This window comes from Protaetiibacter sp. SSC-01, from assembly GCF_014483895.1.
Lineage (GTDB): Bacteria > Actinomycetota > Actinomycetes > Actinomycetales > Microbacteriaceae > Homoserinibacter.
In genome coordinates this window covers 2,922,082-2,947,495 of sequence record NZ_CP059987.1, presented here as the reverse complement: position 1 = coordinate 2,947,495, position 25,414 = coordinate 2,922,082, and the positions used below count along the sequence as shown (strand labels likewise).

Annotated in this window: 23 protein-coding genes; 17 read left to right on the top strand and 6 right to left on the bottom strand. The window is 72.0% G+C overall.

What is annotated here, in order from left to right; genetic code table 11:
• Nucleotides 1-111: 111 nt before the first annotated feature.
• Both murJ and H4J02_RS13790 read right to left on the bottom strand, forming a co-directional pair.
• On the bottom strand, nucleotides 112-1,764 hold the full coding sequence (gene murJ / locus H4J02_RS13795; protein WP_187675103.1) for a murein biosynthesis integral membrane protein MurJ: 1,653 nt from the start codon (nucleotides 1,762-1,764) through the stop codon (nucleotides 112-114).
• Nucleotides 1,757-3,460: a DUF6049 family protein gene (locus H4J02_RS13790; protein ID WP_187675102.1), complete on the bottom strand. Its 1,704-nt coding sequence runs from the start codon at nucleotides 3,458-3,460 to the stop codon at nucleotides 1,757-1,759. The genes murJ and H4J02_RS13790 overlap by 8 nt, the downstream gene beginning before the upstream one ends.
• A 63-nt stretch (nucleotides 3,461-3,523) precedes the next feature.
• On the opposite strand from H4J02_RS13790, the gene H4J02_RS13785 reads away from it, so the two are divergent.
• The 9 genes from H4J02_RS13785 to H4J02_RS13745 all read left to right on the top strand — a co-directional run bounded on the left by H4J02_RS13785 (nucleotide 3,524) and on the right by H4J02_RS13745 (nucleotide 13,090).
• On the top strand, nucleotides 3,524-4,960 hold the full coding sequence (locus H4J02_RS13785; protein ID WP_187675101.1) for a CCA tRNA nucleotidyltransferase: 1,437 nt from the start codon (nucleotides 3,524-3,526) through the stop codon (nucleotides 4,958-4,960).
• Nucleotides 4,961-5,106: 146 nt separating this feature from the next.
• Entirely contained in the window at nucleotides 5,107-5,493 is a 387-nt protein-coding gene (gene rpsF / locus H4J02_RS13780) for a 30S ribosomal protein S6 (protein WP_187675100.1), read from the top strand.
• Between the two features lie 3 nt (nucleotides 5,494-5,496).
• Nucleotides 5,497-5,991: a single-stranded DNA-binding protein gene (locus H4J02_RS13775; RefSeq protein ID WP_187675099.1), complete on the top strand. Its 495-nt coding sequence runs from the start codon at nucleotides 5,497-5,499 to the stop codon at nucleotides 5,989-5,991.
• A gap of 38 nt (nucleotides 5,992-6,029) precedes the next feature.
• Entirely contained in the window at nucleotides 6,030-6,293 is a 264-nt protein-coding gene (gene rpsR / locus H4J02_RS13770) for a 30S ribosomal protein S18 (protein WP_187675098.1), read from the top strand.
• Nucleotides 6,294-6,304: 11 nt separating this feature from the next.
• On the top strand, nucleotides 6,305-6,757 hold the full coding sequence (rplI, locus tag H4J02_RS13765; RefSeq protein WP_187675097.1) for a 50S ribosomal protein L9: 453 nt from the start codon (nucleotides 6,305-6,307) through the stop codon (nucleotides 6,755-6,757).
• 425 nt (nucleotides 6,758-7,182) lie between these two features.
• A complete protein-coding gene (gene dnaB, locus H4J02_RS13760; RefSeq protein ID WP_187675096.1) occupies nucleotides 7,183-8,562 on the top strand; it encodes a replicative DNA helicase in 1,380 nt (459 codons plus the stop codon).
• Nucleotides 8,563-8,635: 73 nt separating this feature from the next.
• The gene (gene nhaA, locus H4J02_RS13755; protein WP_187675095.1) at nucleotides 8,636-10,513 is read left to right on the top strand and encodes a Na+/H+ antiporter NhaA; all 1,878 of its coding nucleotides are present in this window, start codon (nucleotides 8,636-8,638) and stop codon (nucleotides 10,511-10,513) included.
• A gap of 1 nt (nucleotide 10,514) precedes the next feature.
• On the top strand, nucleotides 10,515-12,143 hold the full coding sequence (locus tag H4J02_RS13750; protein ID WP_187675094.1) for a cyclic nucleotide-binding domain-containing thioredoxin-disulfide reductase: 1,629 nt from the start codon (nucleotides 10,515-10,517) through the stop codon (nucleotides 12,141-12,143).
• A gap of 50 nt (nucleotides 12,144-12,193) precedes the next feature.
• Nucleotides 12,194-13,090, top strand: a complete 897-nt coding sequence (locus H4J02_RS13745; protein WP_187675093.1) for a TIGR01777 family oxidoreductase — start codon at nucleotides 12,194-12,196, stop codon at nucleotides 13,088-13,090.
• Nucleotides 13,091-13,111: 21 nt separating this feature from the next.
• Here H4J02_RS13745 and H4J02_RS13740 read toward each other — a convergent pair whose 3' ends face one another.
• The gene (locus H4J02_RS13740; protein ID WP_187675092.1) at nucleotides 13,112-14,128 is read right to left on the bottom strand and encodes a LacI family DNA-binding transcriptional regulator; all 1,017 of its coding nucleotides are present in this window, start codon (nucleotides 14,126-14,128) and stop codon (nucleotides 13,112-13,114) included.
• 122 nt (nucleotides 14,129-14,250) lie between these two features.
• Between H4J02_RS13740 and H4J02_RS13735 the strand changes: the two genes are divergently transcribed.
• The 6 genes from H4J02_RS13735 to H4J02_RS13710 all read left to right on the top strand — a co-directional run bounded on the left by H4J02_RS13735 (nucleotide 14,251) and on the right by H4J02_RS13710 (nucleotide 21,187).
• Nucleotides 14,251-16,308 (top strand): beta-galactosidase, encoded by a 2,058-nt coding sequence (locus H4J02_RS13735; protein ID WP_187675091.1) that lies wholly within the window; start codon nucleotides 14,251-14,253, stop codon nucleotides 16,306-16,308.
• A gap of 17 nt (nucleotides 16,309-16,325) precedes the next feature.
• The gene (locus H4J02_RS13730) at nucleotides 16,326-17,546 is read left to right on the top strand and encodes a maltose ABC transporter substrate-binding protein (protein WP_187675090.1); all 1,221 of its coding nucleotides are present in this window, start codon (nucleotides 16,326-16,328) and stop codon (nucleotides 17,544-17,546) included.
• A 94-nt stretch (nucleotides 17,547-17,640) separates the two neighbouring features.
• Complete coding sequence (locus H4J02_RS13725; protein ID WP_187675089.1) at nucleotides 17,641-19,242, top strand: ABC transporter permease subunit; 1,602 nt, start codon at nucleotides 17,641-17,643, stop codon at nucleotides 19,240-19,242.
• Entirely contained in the window at nucleotides 19,242-20,129 is an 888-nt protein-coding gene (locus H4J02_RS13720) for a sugar ABC transporter permease (protein ID WP_187675088.1), read from the top strand. Before H4J02_RS13725 ends, H4J02_RS13720 begins: the two co-directional genes overlap by 1 nt.
• A gap of 123 nt (nucleotides 20,130-20,252) precedes the next feature.
• The gene (locus tag H4J02_RS13715) at nucleotides 20,253-20,885 is read left to right on the top strand and encodes a DUF308 domain-containing protein (RefSeq protein WP_187675087.1); all 633 of its coding nucleotides are present in this window, start codon (nucleotides 20,253-20,255) and stop codon (nucleotides 20,883-20,885) included.
• A complete protein-coding gene (locus H4J02_RS13710; RefSeq protein WP_187675086.1) occupies nucleotides 20,882-21,187 on the top strand; it encodes a hypothetical protein in 306 nt (101 codons plus the stop codon). The genes H4J02_RS13715 and H4J02_RS13710 overlap by 4 nt, the downstream gene beginning before the upstream one ends.
• A gap of 58 nt (nucleotides 21,188-21,245) precedes the next feature.
• On the opposite strand, the gene purB is transcribed toward H4J02_RS13710, so the two are convergent.
• Together purB and H4J02_RS13700 are read right to left on the bottom strand one after the other, a co-directional pair.
• Nucleotides 21,246-22,631 (bottom strand): adenylosuccinate lyase, encoded by a 1,386-nt coding sequence (gene purB / locus H4J02_RS13705; protein ID WP_187675085.1) that lies wholly within the window; start codon nucleotides 22,629-22,631, stop codon nucleotides 21,246-21,248.
• Nucleotides 22,628-23,155: a low molecular weight protein-tyrosine-phosphatase gene (locus tag H4J02_RS13700; RefSeq protein WP_397420139.1), complete on the bottom strand. Its 528-nt coding sequence runs from the start codon at nucleotides 23,153-23,155 to the stop codon at nucleotides 22,628-22,630. The genes purB and H4J02_RS13700 overlap by 4 nt, the downstream gene beginning before the upstream one ends.
• A 135-nt stretch (nucleotides 23,156-23,290) precedes the next feature.
• On the opposite strand from H4J02_RS13700, the gene H4J02_RS13695 reads away from it, so the two are divergent.
• Together H4J02_RS13695 and H4J02_RS13690 are read left to right on the top strand one after the other, a co-directional pair.
• Nucleotides 23,291-23,533 (top strand): hypothetical protein, encoded by a 243-nt coding sequence (locus H4J02_RS13695; protein ID WP_187675083.1) that lies wholly within the window; start codon nucleotides 23,291-23,293, stop codon nucleotides 23,531-23,533.
• Complete coding sequence (locus tag H4J02_RS13690) at nucleotides 23,520-24,974, top strand: hypothetical protein (protein WP_187675082.1); 1,455 nt, start codon at nucleotides 23,520-23,522, stop codon at nucleotides 24,972-24,974. Before H4J02_RS13695 ends, H4J02_RS13690 begins: the two co-directional genes overlap by 14 nt.
• A gap of 13 nt (nucleotides 24,975-24,987) precedes the next feature.
• Here H4J02_RS13690 and H4J02_RS13685 read toward each other — a convergent pair whose 3' ends face one another.
• Nucleotides 24,988-25,404, bottom strand: coding sequence for a phage holin family protein (locus H4J02_RS13685; protein WP_187675081.1), 417 nt, complete (start codon nucleotides 25,402-25,404; stop codon nucleotides 24,988-24,990).
• Nucleotides 25,405-25,414 lie beyond the last annotated feature (10 nt).

Here is a 25,414-nt window from a genome sequence, read left to right as displayed (position 1 = left end):
GCCGCTTCGCGGCGGCACTCGACCAGCGGGTTGGCGGCCGCGGCGGCACTCGACCGGCGGGTTGGCGGGCCGCGGTGGCCTGCGACCAGCGGGGGAGCGCGGGAACGCGGGTCAGCGGCGGCGGAGGCGGGCGGCGAGACGGGCGAGCGGCGCGAGGCCCGTGCGCAGCTCGGGCACGCGGGTCGCGAAGAGGAGGGCGGCGTAGACGGCGAGCACGACGACGCCGATGACGGCGATCGAGACGAACGCGGTGAAGCGGTCGGCGACGGCGAAGCCGCTCGAGAACCCGCCGAGGAGGGCGAGCACTCCGACTCCGACGATGATCGCGACGACCGCAGCCGCGAGGTAGATCGCGAGGCGCACGAGGATGCGGCGTCCGTCGACCCCGCCGATGCGGCGGCGCAGCACGAACGCGAGGGTGAGCGCCTGCACGGTGCTCGCGAGCGCGGTCGCGAGGGCGATGCCGACCGCGATGAGACTCGGCGGCATCCACAGGGCGATCGCGACGGCGCCGAGCGTGAACGTCACGGCTTGCACGACCTGGATGACGAAGGGCGTGCGCGTGTCGCCGAGCGCGAAGAAGGTGCGCTGCAGCACGAACATCGTCGAGAACGGGATGAGGCCCACGAGGTAGGCGATGAGCACCGAGCTGATGCCGACGACCTCCGCGGGGAAGCGTCCGAAGAACGCCCCGAACGGCAGCGCGGCCGTCGCGATCGCGGCGCCCGCGCCCGTCACGAGCAGCAGGATGATGCGGAGCGACGACGACAGGTCGGCGCGCAGGGCCGCATGGTCGCCCGCGTGGGCGTGCGCGCTCATCCGCGTGAAGTACGGCGTGGCGATGGACAGCGTGAGGATCGAGTGCGGCAGCACGAACAGCAGCCACGCGGTCGCGAGCACCGCGATCGAGGGGTCGTGGCGACCGGCGAGCGAGGCGACGTTGGTCTGCAGCAGCCCGGTCAGCTGGGTGATGACGATCATGCCGAACGTCCAGCCTGCGGCCTTGCCCGTCGCGCCGAGGCCGACGCCCTTCCAGCGGAAGTCGGGGCGGTAGCGCAGGCCCGTGCGGCGCCAGAACAGCATGAGCACGACCGTCTGCGCCGCGATGCCGAGCGTCGCGCCGCCGCCGAGCAGCGCGATCTGCGCGGGGGTCCACGTGGCCGGGTCGACGTGGGCGGGGTCGGTGCCGAACGCGACCGCGAAGGTGATGAGCACCGCGATCATCACGAGGTTGTTGACGACCGGGGCCCACGTGTAGGGCCCGAAGACCTTGCGCGCGTTGAGCACCTCGCCGAGCAGCGAGTAGGTCGCGTAGAAGAACACCTGGGGGAGGCACCAGAACGCGATCGCGACGGCGAGACGCACGGTCGGGGCGTCGAACGCGCTGTCGTCGCCTTGGATCGTGTAGAGCGGCACGAGCACGGGCGCGAGCACCGTCGCGAGAATGCCCGCGCCGAAGAACACCGTCACGCCGAGTGTCAGCAGACGGTTGACGAACGCCTGCCCGCCGTCGTCGTGCCCGGCGGCGCGCACGATCTGCGGCACGAGCACGGCGCTCATGAGGCCGCCCGCGATGAGCGCGAAGAGGTTCGTCGGCAGGTTGTTGGCGAGCGAGAACGCGTTCGCGCCGGGGTTCTGCAGGCCGATGACCCACGCGAGCAGCGTGACGTTGACGAAGCCGAGCAGCCGGGAGATGAGGGTCCCGGATGCGATGAGGGCGCTCGCGCGGCCGATGCGGTCGCCCGCCCCCGCGTCCTCAGCCATCCGCATCCTCGGCGCGCGCACGCCGAGCCCTGCGCCGCACGATCACCAGGCGCACGAGGCCCGCGGCGAACACGAGCGCGAGCAGGATGACGACGGCGAGCGTGCCGATGCCCTCCCACTCGGCGCGCACGGTGACGCGTGCGAGTCCCGCGTCGATGGGCACGCCCGTGGGGCTCGCGATCGACGTGGTGACGGTGACCTCGCCGTTGGCGATCGCCTCGACGGGGATGCGGGCGGTGCCGGTCGACTGCGGCTCGATCGTGAGTTCGCGCGTCTCGCGGGCGCGCAGGATCGGGCTGCGCGGGTCGGCCGTGACGATGACGGTCACGGGGAAGGGCAGCGCGTTGCTGACGGTGACCTTGAGGTCGACGTTGCGCGCGAGGAGCGCGACCTCGCTGCCCTGCTCGAGCTTCACCGAGGTGAGGATCTCGGCCGAGCGGTCGTGGAACGCCTGCACCTCGTCGCCCCACTCGTCGACGTCGCTGCGCCACGAGAGCGAGTAGAGCGAGATGCGCTCGAGACGGCGGGGGTCGAGCAGCACGCGCGGGTCGCTCAGCACGCTCGAGAAGGCGGTCTCGGCCGCGGCGTCGGCGGCGAGCGAGCTGAAGACGGCGTCGCTGTCGGTCGTCGCGGTGCCATCGCCGAGGCGGGCGGATGCGGGGGTCGTCGTGAGGATGTCGGCGAGCGGCACGGCGGTGGCGTTCGAGGTCGACGCGAGACGGGCGAGTACCTCCGCGAGGCCCGTGCTCGTGGAGTTCCAGCCGCGGTCGACGGTCAGCACGAGGCCGCGGCCCGGCGTCGCGACGGTGCGGGCGCCGAGCTCCGCGTCGAGCGCGTCGACGGCGGTCGTGCGCACGCTCGGCGAGGCCGCCGAGACCGCATCGGCGAGCAGGGTCGTGAGCGCGGCATCCGCGACGATGCCCCGGATGCCGTCGAGGTCGACGAGCGGCGCACCGGGCTCGCCGACGGATGCCGACGACACGAGCACGTGCTCGTAGCCGGCCGCGGCGATCGCGGGCAGGTCGGCGGCGCCGACCGCGGCGTCCGGCCAGGCGATGCGGGGCAGGCCCGTGCTCCACGCGAGCACGTCGTCGGTCGTGGGGAACGGCGGCGGCGCGTCGGGGTCGGCGGTGGGGGTCGCGGTCGGGTCGTCGGTGGGGGCCGGCGTGACGGCGGGGGAGAAGTTCGCCTCGTCGAGCGCGAAGCCGAAGCCCGACGGCGTGAGGTCGGCGACCGTGCCCGTGCGCGCGGCGGCCACGAGGTCGGCGTCGGCGTAGGCGAGCAGGAACACCTCGTTCGAGGTCGCCTCGAGACGCGCGAGCCACTGCGTCGCCGTGGCGGGCGCCGACGAGCCGAGCACGCGGATCGACGCGGCGATCATGGGGTCGAGCGCGATCGCGGCGGGGGTGCCGGCGACGGCGTCGAGCTGACGGGTGAGTGAGCCGAACGGCCCCGTGTACCGCTCGAGCGCCTCCGAGGAGAGGAGGCCCGACGCGGGCGCCGGCACGCTGATCGGCACGACGACGGCGACCGACACGGGGCCGCTGCCGGGCGTGATCTCGGCGCTCGCGGGCGACACCGAGGGACCCGAGGTGCGGGGCCCGGATGCGGCGGTCGCCCCTGCGGCGGAGCCGACGCCGAGCGCCGCGGCCACGACGGCGGCGGCGAGCGCGCGAGCTGCGCGGCGGGTCGTCAACGGCACAGCGGAGCCCTCACGTTCCACACGGCCGACATGCTCGAAAGTCTAGACTCGACCGTTATGCAACCCGTGGCCGACGCCGTCGCGCGCCTCGGCGCGCTCGCCGACTCCCCGCGCATCCGGGGCCTCGCCGAGCGCTTCGCGGCGGCCGGGCACGAGCTCGCGCTCGTCGGCGGTCCCGTGCGCGACGCCTTCCTCGGTCGCGAATCGCACGACCTCGACTTCGCGACGTCGGCCCGGCCCGACGAGATCCTCGAGCTCGTGACGCCCATCGCCGACGCCCACTGGGACATCGGCCGCCAGTTCGGGACGATCGGCGCGCGCCTCGGCGACGACACCGTCGAGATCACGACCTACCGCGCCGACGAGTACGACGGCGCGAGCCGCAAGCCCGTCGTCGCGTTCGGCGACACCCTCGAGGGCGACCTGCTGCGCCGCGACTTCACGGTCAACGCGATGGCCCTGCGGGTGCCCGGCAAGGTGCTCGTCGACCCCTCGGGCGGACTCGAAGATCTGCTCGCCGGGCGCCTCCGCACGCCCATCGAGCCCGAGGTGTCGTTCGGCGACGACCCGCTCCGGATGCTGCGCGGCGCGCGATTCACGGCGCAGCTCGGCTTCGCCCTCGACGACGCGACGACGTCCGCGACCGCGGCGATGGCCGAGCGCATCGGCATCGTGTCGGCCGAGCGCATCGGCGAGGAGCTCTCCAAGTTGCTGCTCGCCCACGACCCTGTGCCGGGCATCCGGGTGCTCGTCGACACGGGCCTCGCCGAGCTCGTGCTGCCCGAGGTGCCGGCGCTGCGCCTCGAGATCGACGAGCACGCGCACCACAAGGACGTCTACGAGCACTCGCTCACCGCCCTCACCCAGGCGATCGCGCTCGAGCGCGCGCGCGGTCACGCGCCCGACCTCGTGCTGCGCCTCGCGGTGCTGCTGCACGACATCGGCAAGCCCGCGACGCGCAAGATCGAGCCGGGCGGGGCCGTCAGCTTCCACCACCACGACGTGCTCGGCGCCAAGCTCGCGGCCAAGCGCCTGCGCGAGCTGCGCTTCGACGGCGACACCGTGAAGGCCGTCTCGACGCTCATCCGTCTGCACCTGCGCTTCTTCGGCTACGCCGACGCGAGCTGGACGGATGCCGCGGTGCGCCGCTACGTGCGCGACGCGGGCGACCAGCTCGAGCGGCTGCACATCCTGTCGCGCGCGGATGTGACGACCCGCAACCAGCGCAAGGCCGCGCGGCTGCAGCGCGCCTACGACGAGCTCGAGGAGCGCATCGCGGCGCTCGCCGAGGAGGAGGAGCTCGCCGCCATCCGTCCGGACCTCGACGGGGAGCGGATCATGGCGATCCTCGGCATCCGCCCCGGGCCCGAGGTGGGCGAGGCGTACCGCTATCTGCTCGAGGTGCGGCTCGACGAGGGCCCGCTCGCCGAAGACGAGGCCGAGGCGCGCCTTCGCACCTGGTGGGCCGCCCGCCAGCAGAACCCCGCTGGTTGAGTAGTCGCGCAGCGGCGTATCGAAACCCCCTCGCCTTCCTGTAAGATCAACAGGTTGCCCGCACGCCTTCGCGTTGCGAGCACGATGCATTCAACCCTCCTGCTGCAGAGAGTCTGCAGCCGTTCTAGACCAGAGGAGGTGGGTCAATGACGCATCAGTACGAGTTGATGGTGATTCTCGATCCGGAGATCGACGAGCGAACCGTCGCTCCGAGCCTGGACAAGTTCCTGAACGTGATCAAGAACGACGGCGGCACCATCGAGAACGTCGACATCTGGGGTCGTCGCCGCCTGGCGTACGAGATCGCGAAGAAGTCCGAGGGCATCTACGCCGTCGTCAACTTCACCGCGACGAGCGAGGCCACGCAGGAGCTCGACCGGCAGCTGAAGCTCAGCGAGGCCGTGCTCCGCACCAAGGTGCTCCGCGCCGAGGAGGCCGTGGCTCGCGTCGCGAAGCTCGCCGCCGCCGACGAGGCGAAGGCCGCCCGCAAGGCCGCCAAGCCCGCCGCGAAGGCCGAGAAGGACGCCGAGTAGGCCATGGCCGGCGAGACGATCATCACGGTCGTGGGCAACCTCACGGCGGACCCGGAGCTGCGCTACACGCAGTCGGGTCTCGCCGTCGCGAACTTCACGATCGCGTCGACGCCGCGCACGTTCGACCGTCAGGCGAACGAGTGGAAGGACGGCGAGGCTCTGTTCCTCCGCGCGTCCTGCTGGCGTGAGTTCGCCGAGCACGTGGCGGGTTCGCTGACGAAGGGCAGCCGCGTCATCGCGACGGGTCGTCTCAAGCAGCGCTCCTACGACGACCGCGACGGCAACAAGCGCACCGCGATCGAGCTCGAGGTCGACGAGATCGGCCCGAGCCTCCGCTACGCGACCGCGCAGGTCACCCGCACCTCGGGTGGCGGCGGTGGCGGCGGTGGCCGTTCGCAGAGCGCCGTGGCCGACGAGCCGTGGGCGGCATCCGCTCCGTCCGATTCGGGCGATGTGTGGAACACGCCCGGCTCCTACTCAGACGACACCCCGTTCTGATCCGCGCGATCAGACCGAAAACCTAGAAGGAATCAGCAATGGCTGGAAAGAGCAGCGGCGGCCAGGACCGCCGCAAGCGCGGAGCCAAGGGCGGTAAGAACGCCGCTCCCGCGAAGTCGATCAAGGTCGGCGTCATCGACTACAAGGATGTCGCGACCCTCCGCAAGTTCATCTCCGAGCGTGGCAAGATCCGCGCCCGCCGCATCACCGGTGTCTCCGTGCAGGAGCAGCGCCTCATCGCCCGCGCCGTCAAGAACGCGCGCGAGATGGCGCTCCTCCCGTACGCGGGCTCGGGCCGTTAAGGGGTACCGATATGTCGAAGCTCATCCTCACCTCCGAGGTCTCCGGCCTCGGCTCGGCCGGTGACGTCGTCGAGGTCAAGAACGGCTACGCCCGCAACTACCTCATCCCGCAGGGTTTCGCGGTGCAGTGGACCCGCGGCGGCGAGAAGCAGGTCGAGCAGATCAAGGCGGCCCGTGCCGCTCGCGAGCTCGCGACCCTCGAGGACGCTCAGGCCCTCAAGGCGAAGCTCGAGGAGTCGCCCGTGCGTCTCGCCGTCAAGGCGGGCCGCGAGGGTCGTCTCTTCGGCTCGGTCAAGACGGCGGATGTCGTCGCGGCCGTCGAGGCGGCCGGTCTCGGCACCCTCGACAAGCAGGCCATCGAGCTCAGCGCCCCGGTGAAGGCGGTGGGTCGTCACGAGGCGACCGTGCGCCTGCGCCAGGACGTCGTCGCGTCGGTCCAGCTGGACGTCGTCGCGGCCAAGTAGGCCCCGTTCTCCTGTAGCGGCGTGCCCCTCCGGGGGTGCGCCGCTACTGGTTTGTCGGGGCCCCTGTCAAGAGGTCTGTCCACATGCGGGGTGTGGAATCTCACAACCCTCAACCGGAACTCTAAACATCTTTCTACACACAGGGTGTGAACGAAGAAAGTCCAGGTCAGCGGTCGCTTTAGGGGTTCGTCCCCCAAGTTATCCACCGAAAAGTCCACATCTCATTCACAAACCGCACGGCGTTTCCCGCCATCCGTCCACACCCTTGTCCACAGGGCGGCTTGAGGGCCGGCTCGCGGCTGCCTACCGTTGCATCCGGCGCGGGGATCCCGACCCGCCGACCACCACCCACCTCGTCCGGACGACGGCGAGCCTGCGGCTCGATGTCGGAGGCGCGACGTAGTTTCCGGCTGGAAGGAGCGCCTGTGTCCATCGCCCATCTGGGACTCGCACCCGAACCCGAGCGTCAGCGCGACGGGTGGCAGGGCGAGCGCACGCCCCCGCACGATCTGCTCGCCGAGCAGAGTGCCATCGGCGGCATGCTCCTCAGCAAGGACGCGGTGGCCGACGTGCTCGAGGTCGTGCGCGGCGCCGACTTCTACGTGCCGAAGCACGAGGTGATCTTCGACGCGATCCTCACCCTCTACTCGCACGGCGAGCCCACCGACGTCATCGCCGTCACCGACGAGCTCACGAAGTCGGGCAACCTGCAGCGCGCAGGCGGACCCGAGTACCTGCACACGCTCACGGGCCTCGTGCCCACCGCCGCGAACGCCGGCTACTACGCGTCGATCGTCGCCGAGAAGGCCGTGCTGCGCCGCCTCGTCGAGGCGGGCACCCGCATCGTGCAGATGGGCTACGCGAGCGAGGGCGAGGTCACCGACCTCGTCAACCACGCACAGGCCGAGATTTACGGCGTCGCCGGCGGCGTGCAGGCCGAGGACTACGTGCCCCTCGTCACGGCGATCGAGGCGGCGACCGAGGAGATCGAGCACGCGAGCGGCCGCGGCGACCAGATGGTCGGAGTGCCGACGGGCTTCAGCGAGCTCGACGAGATGACGAACGGCCTGCACCCCGGCCAGCTCATCCTCATCGCCGCGCGCCCCGCGCTCGGAAAGTCGACCCTCGCGCTCGACTTCGCCCGCGCCGCGTCGATCACCCACGGCATGCCCAGCGTGTTCTTCTCGCTCGAGATGGGCCGGTCCGAGATCGCCATGCGTCTGCTCTCGGCCGAGTCGAACATCTTCCTGCAGAAGCTCCGCAAGGGAGACGTGCGCAGCGAGGACTGGACGACCCTCGCATCCACGCGCGGACGCATCGCCGACGCTCCCCTCTACATCGACGACAGCCCCAACATGACGCTCGTCGAGATCCGCGCCAAGTGCCGACGCCTCAAGCAGCAGGTGGGCCTCAAGCTCATCGTCATCGACTACCTGCAGCTCATGACCTCGGGAAAGAAGGTCGAGAGCCGCCAGCAGGAGGTCTCGGAGTTCTCGCGTGCGCTCAAGCTCCTCGCGAAGGAGCTGCAGGTGCCGGTCATCGCGCTCTCGCAGCTCAACCGCGGCCCCGAGCAGCGCGTCGACAAGAAGCCGCAGATCGCCGACCTGCGCGAGTCCGGCTCGCTCGAGCAGGACGCCGACATGGTGATCCTGCTGCACCGCGAGTCCGCCTACGACAAGGAGTCGTCGCGTCCCGGCGAGGCCGACCTCATCGTCGCGAAGCACCGCAATGGTCCCACGGGCACCGTCACGGTCGCCTTCCAGGGCGCGTTCTCGCGCTTCGCCGACATGGCTCCGGCGGTCTGACCTTCCCTCCATCCCTGCGCGGGGCCCCCGTGCCGGGGTACCGTGTCGTCCACACGGCGACGAGAGGGCACGGATGACGGACGTCGAGATCAGCGAACCGCCCGTGAGCAGCAGCACCGGCCGTGGCCGGAGGCACCGCTCGATCGCCGAGAAGTTCGGCGCCATGGGCCAGCAGCGGGTCGGGGCGATCATGCTCCTCATCGCGACGGTCGCCGCGATCGTGTGGGCGAACGGGTGGATGGAGTCGTACTCCGGGTTCTGGGAGACGCACCTCGAGCTCGGCGTGGGCGACCTCCGGATCGACGTCACGCTGCACGCGCTCGTCAACGACGCCCTCATGGCGATCTTCTTCTTCACGGTGGGCCTCGAGGTGCGCCGCGAGTTCGCGATCGGGGAGCTCACGAGCTGGTCGCGCGCGATGGTGCCGGTCATCGCGGCGGTCGTGGGGCTCGTCGTGCCGGCGGCGCTCTTCGTGCTCATCGCCGCCCCGAGCGGGCAGGCGCACGCCTGGGGTGTCGTCATCTCGACCGACACCGCGTTCCTCGTGGGCGCGCTCGCGCTCGTCGGGCCGCGGGTGCCCGGCCGCCTGCGCGTCTTCCTGCTCGCGCTCGCGGTCGTCGACGACATCGGCGCGCTCAGCATCATCGCGTTCGTCTACACCGAGGACTTCACCCCGTGGCCGCTCATCGTCGCGGCCGTCGGCCTCGCCGGCATCTACCTGACCCGGTTCCTGCGCGGTGGCCGCGGTCTCGTCTATGCGACGCTCGCGATCATCGTGTGGGCGGCGTTCCTCGCCTCGGGCGTGCACCCGACCCTCGCGGGCGTCGCGATCGCGCTCCTCGTGCCCGTGTACCGGCCGAACCGCCGCGACGTCGAGCACGCGCTCGAGCTCGCGCGCACCTTCCGCCAGTCGCCCAATACCGAGTACGCCCGCGCGGCCGCCAACAGCCTCCGCGAGTCCATCTCGATCAACGAGCGCCTGCAGTCGGCCTACGGTCCGTACGTCGCCTACGTCATCCTGCCGCTCTTCGCGCTGGCGAACGCGGGGGTCTCGCTGAGTCCCGAGATCCTGTCGGCCGCGCTCGTGTCGCCGCTCACGTGGGGCGTCGTGATCGGGCTCGTCGCGGGCAAGTTCCTCGGGGTGTTCGGCTCCTCGGCGCTGCTCAAGCTCTTCCGGGTGGGCGAGTTCGGCGCGGGCCTCACCCTCGACCGCATCGCGGGCGGCGCCGTGCTGTGCGGCATCGGCTTCACGATCTCGCTCTTCATCGTCGACCTCGCGATCGACGACCCCGCCGCCCAGAACGAGGCGCGCGTGGGCGTGCTCATCGCATCCGTGCTCGCCTTCCTCCTCGCGACGGTCGTGTTCCGCATCTCGGATGCCGTGCACCCCGACGACGACACGCGCCAGACGCTCGCGCGGCCGGTCGACCCGGAGCGCGACCACGTGTACGGGCCGATGGACGCCCCCTACGAGCTCGTCGAGTACGGCGACTTCCAGTGCCCGTTCTGCTCGAAGGCCTCGGGCGTCGTGCAGGAGCTCAAGGAGGAGTTCGGCGACGAGCTGCGGTACGTGTGGCGCCATGCGCCGCTCGTCGACCAGCATCCGAACGCGCTCGCCGGGGCGGAGGCGGCCGAGGCCGCCGGCCTGCAGGGGAGGTTCTGGGAGTTCGAGCGCGGGCTCTTCGCCGACCAGGAGAACCAGCGCCCGTCCGACATCGTGCGGCTCGCCGAGCGGCTCGGGCTCGACGTCGAGCGGTTCGAGCGCGACCTGCAGTCGGCCGCCGTCGCCTCGCGCGTGCGCGACGACGTGCTCGACGCGGAGGCCATGGGCATCGACGCCGTGCCGACCTTCTTCATCAACGGGCGTCGCCACGTCGGGCCGTTCGACGCGCAGTCGCTGTTGCGCGCGCTGCGGGCCGACGACGACGCCCCCGCCACCCCGAGGAGCTGACATGCCGGATGCCTACGCCGCCGACGAGGTCGTCTCGCCGCCGCTGACGGATGCGCAGTGGGAGCGGCTCGCAGCCCACGGCGAGCCGCGGGACGTCGAGGCGGGGGAGCAGCTCGTGCGCGCGGGCGACCGGGACTACCCGTTGGTGCTCGTCGACGAGGGCGAGGTGGAGATCGTGCGCGACGCGCTCGTGTGGATGGGCGGGGAGGTCGTCGCGCGCGTCGGCCCACGCGGGTTCGCGGGGGAGCTCGGCCTGCTCAACGGCCAGAGCGCGTTCCTCTCGGCGCGCGCATCCGTGCCGTCGCGCGTGCGGATCGTCGACCGTGCCGAGCTGCGGCGCATCATGAACGAGGACGACGAGCTGTGCGACCTGATCCTGCACGCGCTGTGGGCGCGGCGGGAGTCGCTGCGTCGCGGCTCGGCCGCCATGACGCTGAAGTTCGTGGGACCGCCGGACTCCGGTGAGCTGCTCGCCCTGCGGCGCTTCGCCGAGAGGCTCGACCTCGTGCACACGGCTTTCACGATCTCGCCGACCGACGCGGCATCCGCCCACAACTACCGCGCCGAGGATCTGCCGATCGCGTTCATCCGCGGCGAGCCGATCCTGCACGCGACGCCCGGCCTCGTCGCCGAGCAGCTCGGCCTCGCCTACGACGCGACGACCCCCGACCTCGTCGACCTCGTCGTGATCGGCGGCGGCCCCGCGGGGCTCGCGGCGGCGATCTACGGCGCATCCGAGGGGCTCAGCACCGTGCTGCTCGACGCCGTCGCGCCGGGCGGGCAGGCGGCGGCGACGTCGCGCATCGAGAACTTCCTCGGCTTCCCCTTCGGCGTGAGCGGCGGCGACCTCATCGGCCAGGCGACGCTGCAGGCGCTCAAGTTCGGCGTGCGCGTCTACGCGCCGTGCGAGGCGGTGTCGCTCGAGGAGGTCGACGGCCTGCTCGACGTCACGCTCGTCGACGGGCGCATCATCCGCTCGCGCGCCGCGATCATCACCTCGGGCGCCGCGTACCGCCGCCTCGAGCTCGACCGCTGGAGCGACTTCGAGCAGTCGGGCATCTTCTACGCCGCGACGCCGCTCGAGCTGCGGCAGGTGGCCGAGTCGCCCGTCGTCGTCGTGGGCGGCGCCAACTCCGCGGGCCAGGCGGCCCTCTACCTCGCCTCGAACGGATGCCCCGTGCACCTCGTCGTGCGCGGGCGAGAGCTCGGGTCGCGCATGTCGTCGTACCTCGTCGACCGACTCGAGGAGGACCCGCGCATCCAGGTGCACCTCGGCTCGAACATCGTGGGGCTCGGCGGCGACTCCTCGCTGCGAGCGGTCGACATCGATTCGGCGGGCGAGGTCGCGGCGCGCGGGCTCTTCTGCTTCATCGGGGCCGAGCCGGCGACGCGGTGGCTGCGCGCGCTCGAGACGGATGCGGACGGCTTCCTCCGAACGGGCACCGACGTCACGGCGCCCGCGTTCGAGCGTTGGCGGGCGCTCGGCCGCGATCCGCTGCCGTTCGAGACGTCGATGCCGCGCGTCTTCGCGGCGGGGGATGTGCGCCGCGGCTCGATGAAGCGCGTCGCGGCGGCCGTGGGCGAGGGGTCGAGCGCCGTGGCATCCGTGCACCGCGCGCTCGCGCTGTGAGGCGCTGAGGCTGCGAGACGCTGAGATTCCGAGAGCTGAGGAGGAAGCGGATGCGGGTCGTCGTCGGGGGAGCATCGGGCATGATCGGGCGCGCCCTCGTCGAGCGCCTGCGCGAGCGGGGCGATCACGTCGCCGTGCTCGTGCGCCGCGCGCCCGAGGGCTCCGACGAGCTCCCCTGGGACCCCGCGACGGGCTACCTCGACCCCGTCGCGCTCGCGGGCGCCGACGCCGTCGTGAACCTCTCGGGCGAGTCGATCTCGAAGCTGCCGTGGACGCCGAGGCGCCGCACGGCGATCCTCGGCTCGCGCGTGCAGGCGACGACGGCGATCGTGGGCGCGCTGCACGCGCGAGCGGATGCCGGCGAGCCGGTCCCCGTGCTCGTGAGCGGTTCCGCGGTGGGTGTATACGGCGACCGGCCCGGCGAGGAGCTCAGCGAGGAGGCGGCGCCCGGCGGCGGGTTCCTCGCGGGCGTCGTGCGCGCGTGGGAGGCGGCCGCGCTCGAGGCGCCCGCCGCGACGCGCATCGTGCTCGCGCGCACGGGACTCGTGATCGGGCCGGAGGGCGCGACCGCGCCGCTGCGGATGCTCGCGCGCTTCGGGCTCGCGGGTCCGCTCGGCGGAGGCCGGCAGCACTGGCCGTGGATCTCGCTCGACGACGAGGTCGCCGCGCTCGTGCACGCGATCGACGACAGCGGCCTCCGCGGCCCCGTCAACCTCGCGGGCCCCGAGCCCGCGACCGCGGACCGGGTCGCCCGCGCCGTCGCGGCCGACGCGCACCGCCCCTACTGGCTGCCCGCGCCGGGCTTCGCGATCTCGCTCGCCCTCGGCGACGCCGGTCGCGACCTGCTGCTCGCGGACCAGCGCGTGATCCCGGCGGCTCTCACGGCATCCGGGTTCGCCTTCAGGCACACGACCGTCGAGGAAGCGGTCGCGGCGGCCGCCGGCTGAGCCGTCGAGCGGCTCCGGAGCTCAGGCGCTCTCGCGCACGACGAGCGTCGTCGGCAGGATGAGCTCCTCGCTCGGTGCCCCGTCGATGACGTCGAGCAGCAGCCGCACCATCTCGTGGCTGATCTGCTCCCACGGCTGGCGCATGGTCGTGAGCGAGGGCTCGAGGGTCGCGGCGAGCCCCGAGTCGTCGAAACCCGCGAGCGCGATGTCGTCGGGCACCCTCAGGCCGGCCTTGCGCAGCGTCAGCAGCGCGCCCGAGGCCATGAGGTCGGATGCCGCGAAGACCGCGTCGATGTCGGTCGCGCGCGCGAGCAGGCGCTCCATGGCGACGGTGCCCGACTCCTGGCTGTAGTCGCCCTCCTCGACGAGGGCGGGATCGAAGTCGTCGCCGAGCTCGTCGCGGAAGCCCTCGAGGCGGTACTTGCCGCCGGGGGTGTCGTGGGGTCCCGCGATCATCGCGATGCGGCGGTGCCCCTGGGCGCGCAGGTAGCGCACCATCTCGCGTGCCGATCCGGCCTCGTCGACCGAGACGGTCGGCACCTGGCCCTGGTGGCCGAGCGGGATGCCGCACGCGACGGTCGGCACGCCGGCCGCGACGAGGCGGTCGAGCAGCGGGTCGGCCTCGTGCGAGGAGATGAGCAGCACGCCGTCGACGTGGCCCGTGCTCACGAAGTGCTCGACGTTGTCGCGCTCCTGCTCGGTGCCCGCGACGAGCAGCACGAGCGTCATGCGCCGCTGGGTGAGTGCCTCGGCCGCGCCGCGCAGGAGGAGCGCGAAGGTCGGGTCGTCGAAGAGCAGGTGCTGGGGCTCGGTGAGCAGGAAGGCGAGTGAGCCGGCGCGACCCGTGGCGAGGCTGCGGGCCGCATGGTTGATCGTGAAGCCTGTGCGGCGGATGGCGTCCTCGACGGCCGCGCGTGCATCCGGCGACACCCAGTGGCCGCCGTTGATGACGCGCGAGACGGTGCCGCGGGAGACCCCGGCGGCGGCGGCGACGTCGCGGATCGTCGGCTTGCGCCTCGGCGCGATCGTCTCCTCCACGAAGGGGACTCTATACCGAGCGGAGCTTCCTGGGACCGGTCACAGTTCGATAACGGATGCGCTCGCGCACTCGCGCCCGCGAAGGCCGCTCAACATACTGGGACCGGTCACAGTCAGTCCCGATGCCGGGCCGACCCGATGGAGTGTCACGAGTGGAACCGACGAGCGCATGGCCCGCCCTGCGGGGGATCGCCTACGGAGGCGACTACAACCCCGAGCAGTGGCCGCGCGAGACGTGGCGCGACGACGTGCGCCTCATGCGCGAGGCAGGCGTCACCCTCGTCTCGGTCGGCATCTTCTCGTGGGCGCTCCTCGAGCCCGCCGAGGGCGAGTTCGACTTCGCGTGGCTCGACGAGGTCATCGACCTGCTGCACGAGAACGGCATCCGCGTCGACCTCGGCACGCCCACCGCGTCGCCGCCCGCGTGGTTCTTCGCCGCGCATCCGGATGCCCGCGTGATCGACCGCGACGGCCGCGTCATGGGCTTCGGCTCGCGCGGCATGGCGTCGCACTCCGCGCCCGCCTACCGCGAGGCGATCGTGCGCATCGCGAGCGCGCTCGCCGCCCGCTACGCCGACCACCCCGCCGTCGTGCTGTGGCACGTGCACAACGAGTACGGCGTGCCCGTCGGCGAGGACTACTCGGCGCACTCGGTCGCCGCGTTCCGCACCTGGCTGCGCGAGCGCTACGGCAACCTCGAGGCGCTCAACGCCGCGTGGGGCACGGCCTTCTGGGGCCAGCGCTACACCGCGTGGGAGCACGTCGGCGCGCCCGCGATCGCCCCGAGCGTCGTCAACCCCGCCCAGCGGCTCGACTTCGCGCGCTTCACGGACGCGCAACTGCGGGCGTGCTTCCGCGCCGAGCGCGACGCCATCCGCGCGCACGCGACGCAGCCCATCACGACGAACTTCATGGCCAACCAGAGCTGGACCACCGACCTGTGGAAGTGGGCCGCCGAGGTCGACGTCGTCTCCGACGACTCCTACCCGTGGGCCGCCGACCCCGAGAACGAGATCGGGCTCGCCATGGCATCCGATCTCACGCGCTCGGTCGCGGGCGGCGCGCCGTGGATCCTCATGGAGCACTCCACGAGCGCCGTCAACTGGCAGCCGCGCAACGTCGCGAAGCGCCCGGGCGAGATGGCGCGCAACTCGCTCGCCCACTTCGGACGCGGGGCGGATGCCGTGCTCTTCTTCCAGTGGCGTGCCTCGCGCTCCGGCGCGGAGAAGTTCCACTCGGCGATGCTTCCCCACGCCGGCACCTCGTCGCGCGTGTGGCGCGAGGTCGTGCAGCTCGGCGCCGACCTCGGGAAGCTCGCCGAGGTGCAGGGCTCGCGGGTCGTCGCGGATGCCGCGATCCTGTGGGACTTCGAGTCGGCCTGGGCGCAGGACCTCGAGTGGCGCCCCTCGGTCGAGCTCGACCACAAGGAGCGCACGCGCGCCTACTACGAGCGGCTCTGGCGCGACCGCATCACGGTCGACTTCGCGCTGCCGACGCACGACCTCGCGCAGTACCCGCTCGTCATCGCGCCCGCGCAGTACCTGCTCACGGCCCGTGGCGCCGCCAACCTCGAGCGCTACGTCGCGGGCGGCGGCACGCTCGTCGTCTCCTACTTCGCCGCGGTCGTCGACGAGCACGACCGCGTGCACGAGGGCGGCTACGGCGCCCCGCTCGCGACCGCCCTCGGCCTCCGCGTCGAGGAGTTCCTGCCGCTGCGCGAGGGCGAGGTCACGACCGTCGCATACGGCGGCGCCGAGCTCACGGCCGACGCGTGGCAGGAGCACCTCGTGCTCGAGGGCGCCGAGGTGCGCGGCGTGCACCAGGGCGGCCCCGCCGCGGGCGGCCCGGCCGTCACGCGCCATTCCCATGGCCGCGGCCACGCCTGGTACGTCAGCACGCGCCTCGATCCCGCAGGGCTCGCGGCCGTCATGGCCGACGTCTACGCGGATGCCGGCCTCGCCCCCGCCGACGCCCCCGAGGGCGTCGAGCTCGTCACCCGCCGCGGCCCCGACACCGACTACCTCGTCGCCGTCAACCACCGCGACACCCCCGCGCGCATCCCGGCCACCGGCCGCGAACTGCTCGCGGACGCGCCCGTCGAGGGCGCCCTCGAACTCCCCGGCGGCGCCGTCGCCGTCGTCCGGACCCCGCACGGGGCCACGGGAGACACAGCGTCATGACAAGGAAAGGAACGACCATGCGCACCAAGCTGCTGGGTCTCGGCGCCGTCGCCGCGGCCTCCGCTCTCGTGCTCGCTGGCTGCACCAGCACCACGGGCGACGACCCGGGCACCGGCTCCGAGGCCGAGCTCGTCATCTGGACGGATGCCGAGCGCGAGGAGGCCATCACGGCCGCCGCCGCGAAGTTCACCGAGGAGACCGGCGCCAAGGTCACCCTCGTGCAGAAGAACTTCGAGGACCTGCGCGCCGACTTCATCGCGCAGGTGCCCACCGGCGAGGGTCCCGACATCACCGTCGGCGCCCACGACTGGCTCGGCGCCCTCGTGACGGCGGGTGTCGTCGACACGATCGACCTCGGCGACAACGCCTCGAACTTCGAGGCCGTCGCTCTCGAGGCGATGACCTACGACGGGCAGCTCTACGCCCTCCCGTACTCGCTCGAGACGATCGCCCTCATCCAGAACGCCGACCTCGTGGGCACCGAGGCCCCGAGCTCGTGGGACGACATGATCGCCCGCGGCCAGGCGGCCGGCACCGAGCGCCCCTTCGTCATCAACACGAACGGCGAGACGGGCGACGGCTACACGATGTACGGCTTCCAGACGTCGTTCGGCGCCCCCGTCTTCGTGCAGGACGAGTCGGGCTCGTACACGAGCGAGGTCGGCATGGGCGGCGCCGCGGGCGAGGCCTTCGCGCAGTGGCTCGCCGCGAACGGCTCGGCCGGCACCGGCATCCTCTCGACGACGATCGACTACGACACCAACAACGAGCTGTTCAACTCGGGCAAGGCTCCGTACACGATCCAGGGGCCGTGGGCGATCAGCGCCTTCCCCGACGTCAACGTCGTCGTGAACCCGATCCCGTCGGCGGGCGGCCAGGAGGCCTCCCCGTTCGTGGGCGTGCAGGGCTTCTACCTGTCGTCGCAGTCGAAGAGCAAGCTGCTCGCCCAGGAGTTCCTCGTGAACTACCTCGGCACCGAGGAGGCGCAGCGCGCGCTCTACGAGGCCGACCCGCGCATCCCCGCGTGGAGCACCCTCGCCGAGGAGGTCTCGAGCGACCCGATCATCGCGGGCTTCGTCGCCTCGTCGCAGAGCGGCGTGCCCATGCCGTCGATCCCCGAGATGGGCTCGGTGTGGGACTTCTGGAACGCGGCCGAGTCGCAGATCATCAGCGGCGCCGACCCCGTGTCGACGTGGAACACGATGATCGAGAACCTCACGGCGGCCCTCGCGGGCTGACCTGAGCGCCGGGGGCGGGACCGCATCCGCCCTCCCGCCCCCGGCATCCGCCCCCCGCTCCCACCACCCGACCCCGACCCGTCAGGAGCAACCAATGCCGGCCGACACGGCCCGCAGATCGAAGAGGATCTCCCAGGAGTCCCACGCGCAGCGCTGGCGCGGTATCGGATGGGGCTTCCTCGTGAAGCTCGCCCTCATGGCGCTCGTCAACGCCTTCGGCCTCGCCGTCATCGTCTCGGCGATCGGCACCGAGTCGTGGATCATCCTCGGCGTCTCGATCGTGCTGCTCGCGGCAGCCGACATCATCTACTTCACGCGGCGCGCGCTGCCGCTCAAGTACCTCTACCCGGGGCTCGTCTTCCTGCTCGCGTTCCAGGTGTTCACGCTCGGCTACACGGGCTACGTCGCGTTCACGAACTACGGCACCGGGCACGCGGGCAGCATGCAGCAGGCCGTTGACGCGGCCCTCATCCAGTCTGAGCGGCGCGTCGAGAACTCGCCCAGCTATCCGCTCACGGTCGTCGAGCGCGGCGGCGAGCTCGGCTTCGCGATCGTCGACGACGGCACGCTCCGCGTCGGGGGCCCCGATGACGGACTCGCGGATGCGGGCAGCGCCTCCGGCTTCGGCGCGCCCACCGAGGTGCCCGGCTGGACGCTCGTGCCGAAGGGCACGCTCCTCACCGACCCCGAGCTGCAGCAGCGCGTCGCCGAGCTGCGCGTGCCCATCTCGGACGACCCGAACGACGGATCCCTCCGCACGCGCGACGGCTCGAGCGCCGCCGTCTACCGCTCCAACCTCGTGTGGGACGAGCAGGCGCAGACGATCACGGATGTCGACACGGGCCTCGTCTACGAGGCCGACCACTCCCGGGGACTCTTCGTCGCCCCCGACGGCAGTCGCCTGCTCACGGGATGGATCGTGGGCGTCGGCTTCGACAACTACGTGCGCGCGTTCACCGACCCCGCGCTCGCCGGGCCGCTGCTGCAGGTGACGGGATGGACGTTCGCGTTCGCCGTGCTGACCGTGTTCACGAGCTTCGCGCTCGGCCTGTTCCTCGCGATCGTCTACAACGATCCGCGGGTGCGCGCGAGGCGCGTGCTGCGCACGCTCTTCATCCTCCCGTACGCCTTCCCGGCGTTCATGTCGGCGCTGCTGTTCCGGGGCATGTTCAACGCCGAGTTCGGCATCGTCAACGACCTCTTCTTCTTCGGCGCCGACATCAACTGGCTCGGCGACCCGTGGCTCGCGCGCTTCGCCGTGCTGTGGGTGAACCTGTGGCTGAGCTTCCCCTACTGGTTCCTGGTGTGCCTCGGGGCGCTCCAGTCGCTGCCGGGCGAGACGATCGAGGCGGCGACGATCGACGGAGCCGGCCGCTGGCGGCGCTTCCGCTCGATCATGCTGCCGCTCCTGCTCGTGTCGACGGCGCCGCTCGCGATCTCGTCGTTCGCCTTCAACTTCAACAACTTCACGATCATCTACATGCTCACGAACGGCGGGCCCGCGTTCGACGCCAACACCGCCCGGCTCGGCGCCACCGACCTGCTCATCTCGGCGATCTACAAGATCTCCGGGGTCGCGGGCGGCACCGCCGACTACGGTCTCGCGAGCGCCCTCTCGATCATCGTCTTCATCGTCATCGGCGCCGTCTCGGCGCTCGCGTTCCGCCAGACGCGCAAGCTCGAGGAGATCCAGTGATGTCCACCGTCAGCGCCACGCGCGATCCCCGCCAGAAGGCCCGCCGCATCCGCTGGGTGCTCGAGGTGGGCTGGAAGTACCCGCTCGCGCTCGCCGTCGTGTTCTTCTCGGCGTTCCCGCTCGTCTACGTGCTCTCCGCCGCGCTCAACCCGCGCGGCAGCCTGTCCGCCTCGACGGGCCTGTTCTCGGCCGTCGCCCTCGACAACTTCGTGCGGCTCGGCGGCACGAGCTACTGGATGTGGGTGGGCAACACCCTGCTCATCGGCGCCATCACCGCGGTGGGCGCGGTCGTCATGGGCGCCGCGGCGGCGTACGCGTTCTCGCGGTTCCGCTTCCGCGGCCGGCGCACGAGCCTCACGGCGCTGCTCATCGTGCAGATGTTCCCGCAGACCGTCGCGTTCATCGCCGTGTTCCTCATGCTGCTCGCGCTCGGCGAGGTCGTGCCGGTGCTCGGCATCAACTCGAAGATCGCGCTCATCTGCGTGTACCTCGGCGGCGCGCTCGGCGCGAACACCTTCCTCATGTACGGCTTCATGAATACCGTGCCCGTCGAGATCGACGAGTCGGCCAAGATCGACGGCGCCTCGCACGCCCAGATCTTCTGGCAGCTCATCTTCCCGCTCGTGCGGCCCGTGCTCGCGGTCGTCGGCCTCCTCGCGTTCATCTCGGCGTTCGGCGACTTCATCCTCGCCAAGATCATCCTCACGAGCGAGGACAACTGGACCCTCGCCGTCGGCATGTACCAGTGGGTGTCGAACCAGCTCGCGTCGCGGTGGGGCCTCTTCGCCGCGGGCGCCGTCGTCGCATCCATCCCCGTGCTCGTCCTCTTCATGACGCTGCAGCGCTACGTCGTCGGCGGCCTCGTGTCCGGTGCCGTGAAGGGATGACGTGAGCCCCGGACGCCGGGGGCGACCGTTTCCCTGTGTGCCGCCCCCGGCGTCCGGCCCCCCGCCCTCGCGGTCGCCCCACCGTCGGCGGGTTCTCACGGTTTGCGAACGTAGGATGGGCGGGTGCCCACCGAAGCTTCGCCCGCTCTCGGAGCGCCGGATAACTGGGTCGCTCCGCTCGCACGAGCCGTCCCCGCGCTCGTGCTCGGGGTGGTCGTCACCTTCAGCCCCGACCACTCGTCCGGGCTCGGCCTCGTCGGCTTCGGCGTGCTCGCCGTGCTGTGGGCCGCCGTGCTCCTCGCATCGGGCCTGCGGGCCGACCGCGGCATCCGGGGTCTCGTGCTCCTGCAGGGCGTCGTCACGGCGCTCGCCGGCATCGCGGCGCTCTCGATCCCGGATCGCGGCGTCGGCACGCTCGTGCTGCTCGTGAGCGCGTGGGGGATCATCGCGGGCGCCCTCGAGACCGTCAACGGCATCCGCTTCCGTCGCACCCGACCGGTCGCGCGCGACTGGATCGCGACCGGCGCGCTCGCCGTGCTGCTCGGGCTCGTGTTCCTGCTCGTGCCGCAGAGCTACACCGACCCGTACGCGGTCGAGGAGAAGGGCGAGGTCGTCTACACCGGCACCGTCACCGCCGACGTGCTGCTCGTGGGCCTGCTCGGAGCGTGGGCCGTCATCGTCGGCGTGCAGCTCGCGATCGCCGCCGTCAGCCTGCGCCTGGCCCGTCAGGCAGCCCCGAAGGAGGTCGCCGCATGAGCGACAAGACGCCCGCCCCCAGCCGCCGCGATCGGATGCGCCCCGCCGAGCTGCTCGGGATGGCCGCGATCTTCGGCGTCTTCGTCGGCGGCTTCGTCTTCATGGGCAGCCGTGAGTGGGGGCTCTCGCTCATCATGGCCGGCGTCGCGTTCATCGCCTCGCTCGTGATCCTCGCGACCCTGCTCATCGCCGCGGGACCCCGCTACGACGACGACCGCGTCGACCCCGTCGACCCGGATGCCGCATCCGGCACCGCGGGCTCCGTGCACCGCGACCCCCGCTCGAACCCGCCGGCCCACTGAGCCGCGGCGCGGCCGCATCGGCCGTCCCGACGTCGGGACGTATCGACCCCGCGCCGACTCAGGCGTCGAGGTAGTCGACGAGCTCCGACGCGAGCCCCGTGTAGCTCGCGGGCGTGAGCGCCAGGAGGCGCTCCTTCGCGGCGTCGCCGATGTCGAGGCCGCGGATGAACTCCGCGAGGTCCTCGGCGGTGGCGCGCTTGCCGCGCGTGAGCTCCTTGAGCAGCGCGTACGGGTCGGCGATCGACGAGCGTCCGGCGGTGACCTCGGCGCGGATGACCGTCTGGATCGCCTCGCCGAGCACCTCCCAGTTGCCGTCGAGGTCGGAGGCCAGCGCATCCGGGTTGACGGCGATCTCGCTGAGCCCCTTGAGCAGGTTGTCGAGCGCGAGCAGCGAGTGGCCGAGGGCGACGCCGATGTTGCGCTGCGTCGTCGAGTCGGTGAGGTCGCGCTGCAGGCGGCTCGTCGTGAGCGTCGACGCGAGCGAGTCGAGGAGCGCGCTCGAGAGCTCGAGGTTCGCCTCGGCGTTCTCGAAGCGGATGGGGTTGATCTTGTGCGGCATCGTCGACGACCCCGTCGCGCCCGGCTGCGGGATCTGCGTCAGGTAGCCCATCGAGATGTAGGTCCACACGTCGGTCGCGAGGTTGTGCAGGATGCGGTTGGCGTGCGCGATGCGGCCGAACAACTCCGCCTGGCCGTCGTGCGACTCGATCTGGGTCGTGAGCGGGTTCCAGGTGAGGCCGAGCGAGGTCACGAACTCGCGCGAGAGAGTCGGCCAGTCGGCATCCGGGTCGGCGACGACGTGGGCCGAGAAGGTGCCGGTCGCGCCCGAGAACTTCGCGGGGAACTCGACGGCCACGATGCGGTCTCGCTGGCGGCGGAGGCGGTGCACGAACACCGCGAGCTCCTTGCCGAACGTCGTCGGCGTCGCGGGCTGGCCGTGGGTGTGAGCGAGCAGGGGCTCGTCGCGGTGCTCGAGCGCGAGGCCGCGGAGCTTCTCGACGACGGCGTCGAAGCGCGGCAGCCACACGTCGATGAGCGCGGCGCGCAGGGTGAGCCCGTAGGAGAGGTTGTTGACGTCTTCGCTCGTGCACGCGAAGTGCGTGAGCTCGGCGAGCGCGGTGAGGCCCTGCTCGGCGAGGCGCTTGCGCACGAGGTACTCGACGGCCTTCACGTCGTGGCGGGTGGTCGCCTCGAGGCGGGCGAGCTCGTCGATCTCCGGCTGGCCGAACTCGGATGCCCACGCGCGCAGCGAGCGCGCCTGCTCGGCGTCGACGGGCTCGGCCCCGAACATCCGGTTGTCGGCGAGGAAGAGCAGCCACTCGACCTCGACGTGCACGCGCGCGCGGTTGAGGCCCGCCTCGGAGAGGTGGTCTCCGAGGCCCTCGACGGCGGCGCGGTAGCGCCCGTCGAGGGGGCTGAGCGGCTGGGGGGGAAGCGGACTCACGGGACTCCCTGTCGGATGGCGGGCTCGAGCTGCCGGAAGAGCGATGTGCAGGCCCGTTCGATCGCGACAAGCACGGTGTCGAACATGGCGGCGTCCGAGTAGTACGGATCCGGCACGTCCATTGTCGCAGCTTCGGGGTCGAACCCCAGGAGCAGCTGCACCTTGCTCTGGTCGGCCTCGGACGGCGCCCACTGGCGCAGCACGCGTTCGTGCCCGCGGTCGAACGCGACGACGAGGTCCAGCTCGGGGAACCACGCGGGGTCGAACTGCCGCGCGCGGTGGCGTCCGGGGTCGTAGCCGTGCGCCTCGAGCGCGGCGATCGTGCGCGGGTCGGCGTGCTCGCCCACGTGCCAGTCGCCGGTCGCGGCGGAGGTCACGGCGATCTGGGCGCTGTAGCCCGTGCGGGCCACGATCGTGCGCATGATCGCCTCGGCCATGGGGGAGCGGCAGATGTTGCCGGTGCACACGAAGCAGATGCGGAACGCGTCGGGCGCGCTCGTCCGCTCAGGCGTCATGGCGCCCATTGTGGCCTGTCGCCGGTCGCTCCGACACCCCTCCTCCCCGGGGCGCCCGCGGCGGGGTCGTCCACGATCCGGGTTGCCCCGCCGTCGCGGCGATGCGTCGGCGGGCACGCTTTTCCGGAGAAGGAAGGAGAGCGGATGCCGGCCATCGACCCCGAGCGCGCAGCGATCCACCTGCAGCAGCTCGCGCACCTGCACCGCGCGGCCGCCGTGCGTGCGGCGCGCCCGCCCATCATCGAGGAGTCGGCGTGGCGCGGCCCCGCCTACACGGCCTACCGGATGCGCGCCGTCGTCGCCGCGGCCGACCTCGCTCGCCTCGCCGACCGGCTCAGTCGCGCCGTCGCTCTCGCACGGGAGGAGTACGCGCGTGCTCTCGGCTGACCCCGCGACGATCGTCGCGGCACCTGCGGTCCCCGCCGCACCCGACCCCGCGGCTGCGACGCCGCTCGTCGTGCGTGCCGGGGGCTCGGTGCTCGTCGCAACCGACGCGCTCCTCGCCCATCTGCCCGAGCTCGCCCGCCTCGCCGACGAGGTCGAGCGTGACGCTCACGAGCTCGCGCTCCTCGGCCTCGATCTGGCGCCCGGGGCCCTGCGCGCGGAGGTCGACGGATGCGAGGCCGACGCCTTCGGGCTCGCAGCGGAGCTGCGTCGGCTGCAGGTCGCGGTCGCCATGGCCGAGGGTCTCTACGAGGCCGGCGAGCGAGCTTCCACCTGGCTGCACGACCTGGGCGCGGAGTGGGGGACGGCGCTGTTCACCCGGGCCGCCGTCTTCGCGCTGCCCGGAGTCGCGCTCGCCGCCTTGGCCGCGTGGGTGATCGTGCCCGGGAGCGACGACGACAAGAAGCGGGCGATGCAGCGCTACCTCGTGGACCACCCCGAGCTCATCACGAGCCCGGAGTTCTCGGGCTTGGTCCGTCGCGCGGTCATGAGCGCAGACGACGCTGCGCTCGCGCTCGCCGGCGCTCCGCCCGTGCTCGCGGGGCTGCTCGGCGAGCACGGGCTCGGCGTCATCGGCGTCGGCACGAGCGCGGGCGCCCTCATCGGGGCGGGCGGCGCGAGCGGCGGCACCATGTTCGCCGAGACGAAGGTCAAGGTCGAGCGGGTGTCCGAGGAGCGCGCGCACGGCGCCCCCGCGGGCGCCGCGGAGCGGCTCGAGCGCGTGCCCGCCGAGCGCCAGGTACGCATCGAGCGCTACGAGGTGCCGGGGGAGCCGCCCCGTTACGTCGTCTACGTCGCCCCGACGCAGACGTTCTCGCCCTTCGCCGAGGCCGAGCCGTGGGATCTCACGAGCAACGTCGCGGGCGTCGCGGGGCTGCCCGCCGGGTCGATCCGCGCGACCGAGCTCGCCATGGCGGATGCGGGCATCACCGCCGACGACGAGGTCGTGCTCGTGGGGTTCTCTCAGGGCGGGCTCGTCGCGGATGCCGTGGCGGCATCCGGACGCTGGAACGCCGTCGGGCTCGAGACCTACGGCGACCCCGGCGGCGGGATCGAGCTGCCGGAGGGCATCCGCGGTGTCGCGGTGCGGCACAGCGACGACTTCGTCGTCGCGACGGGCGGACCGCAGGGGCCGACCGACCGCACGATCGTCGAGCGCCGCGCCTTCGCGGAGGGCGCCGAGCTGCCGATCGACGAGCTCGCGCCCGCGCACCAGAAGCGCGCCTACGCCGAGACGGCGCGGATGCTCGACGAGGCGCGGTCACCCGAGCTGCGGCGCGAGCTCGACGCGCTCGACTCGTTCGCGCGCGACTACGCCCGCCGCGAGGGCGCGACCGTCACGACCTTCAGCTATCGGGCAGAGCGTGTGCCGGGCGACGGCTGAGCGCCGCCGGGCGTCAGGAGCGCTTCTTCGTGAGCGGCCGGAAGATGATGCCGATGAGCCAGCCGATGACGCCCAGCACGAGCGCGCCGAGCACGCCCCACCAGAAGCCCTCGACCGAGAGCCCGAAGCCGATGAGCGTCGAGATCCACGCGACGAGCAGGAACAGCAGGCCGTTCACGATGAGCGAGATGAGGCCGAGCGTGAGGATGTAGAGCGGGAACGCGACGATGCGGATCGCGGTGCCGATGACGCCGTTCACGATGCCGAACACCACGGCGAGCAGCACGTAGGTCCAGAACAGCGGCCACGACCACGTCGCGTCGGCATCCGCGGCGGCGTCCCACGACGCCACCTGCACGTGCGGATTCAGGATGAGCACCGTCAGCCACAGGGCGAGGGCGTTGATGAGCAGGCGGACCACGAATCGCATGGGGCCCATC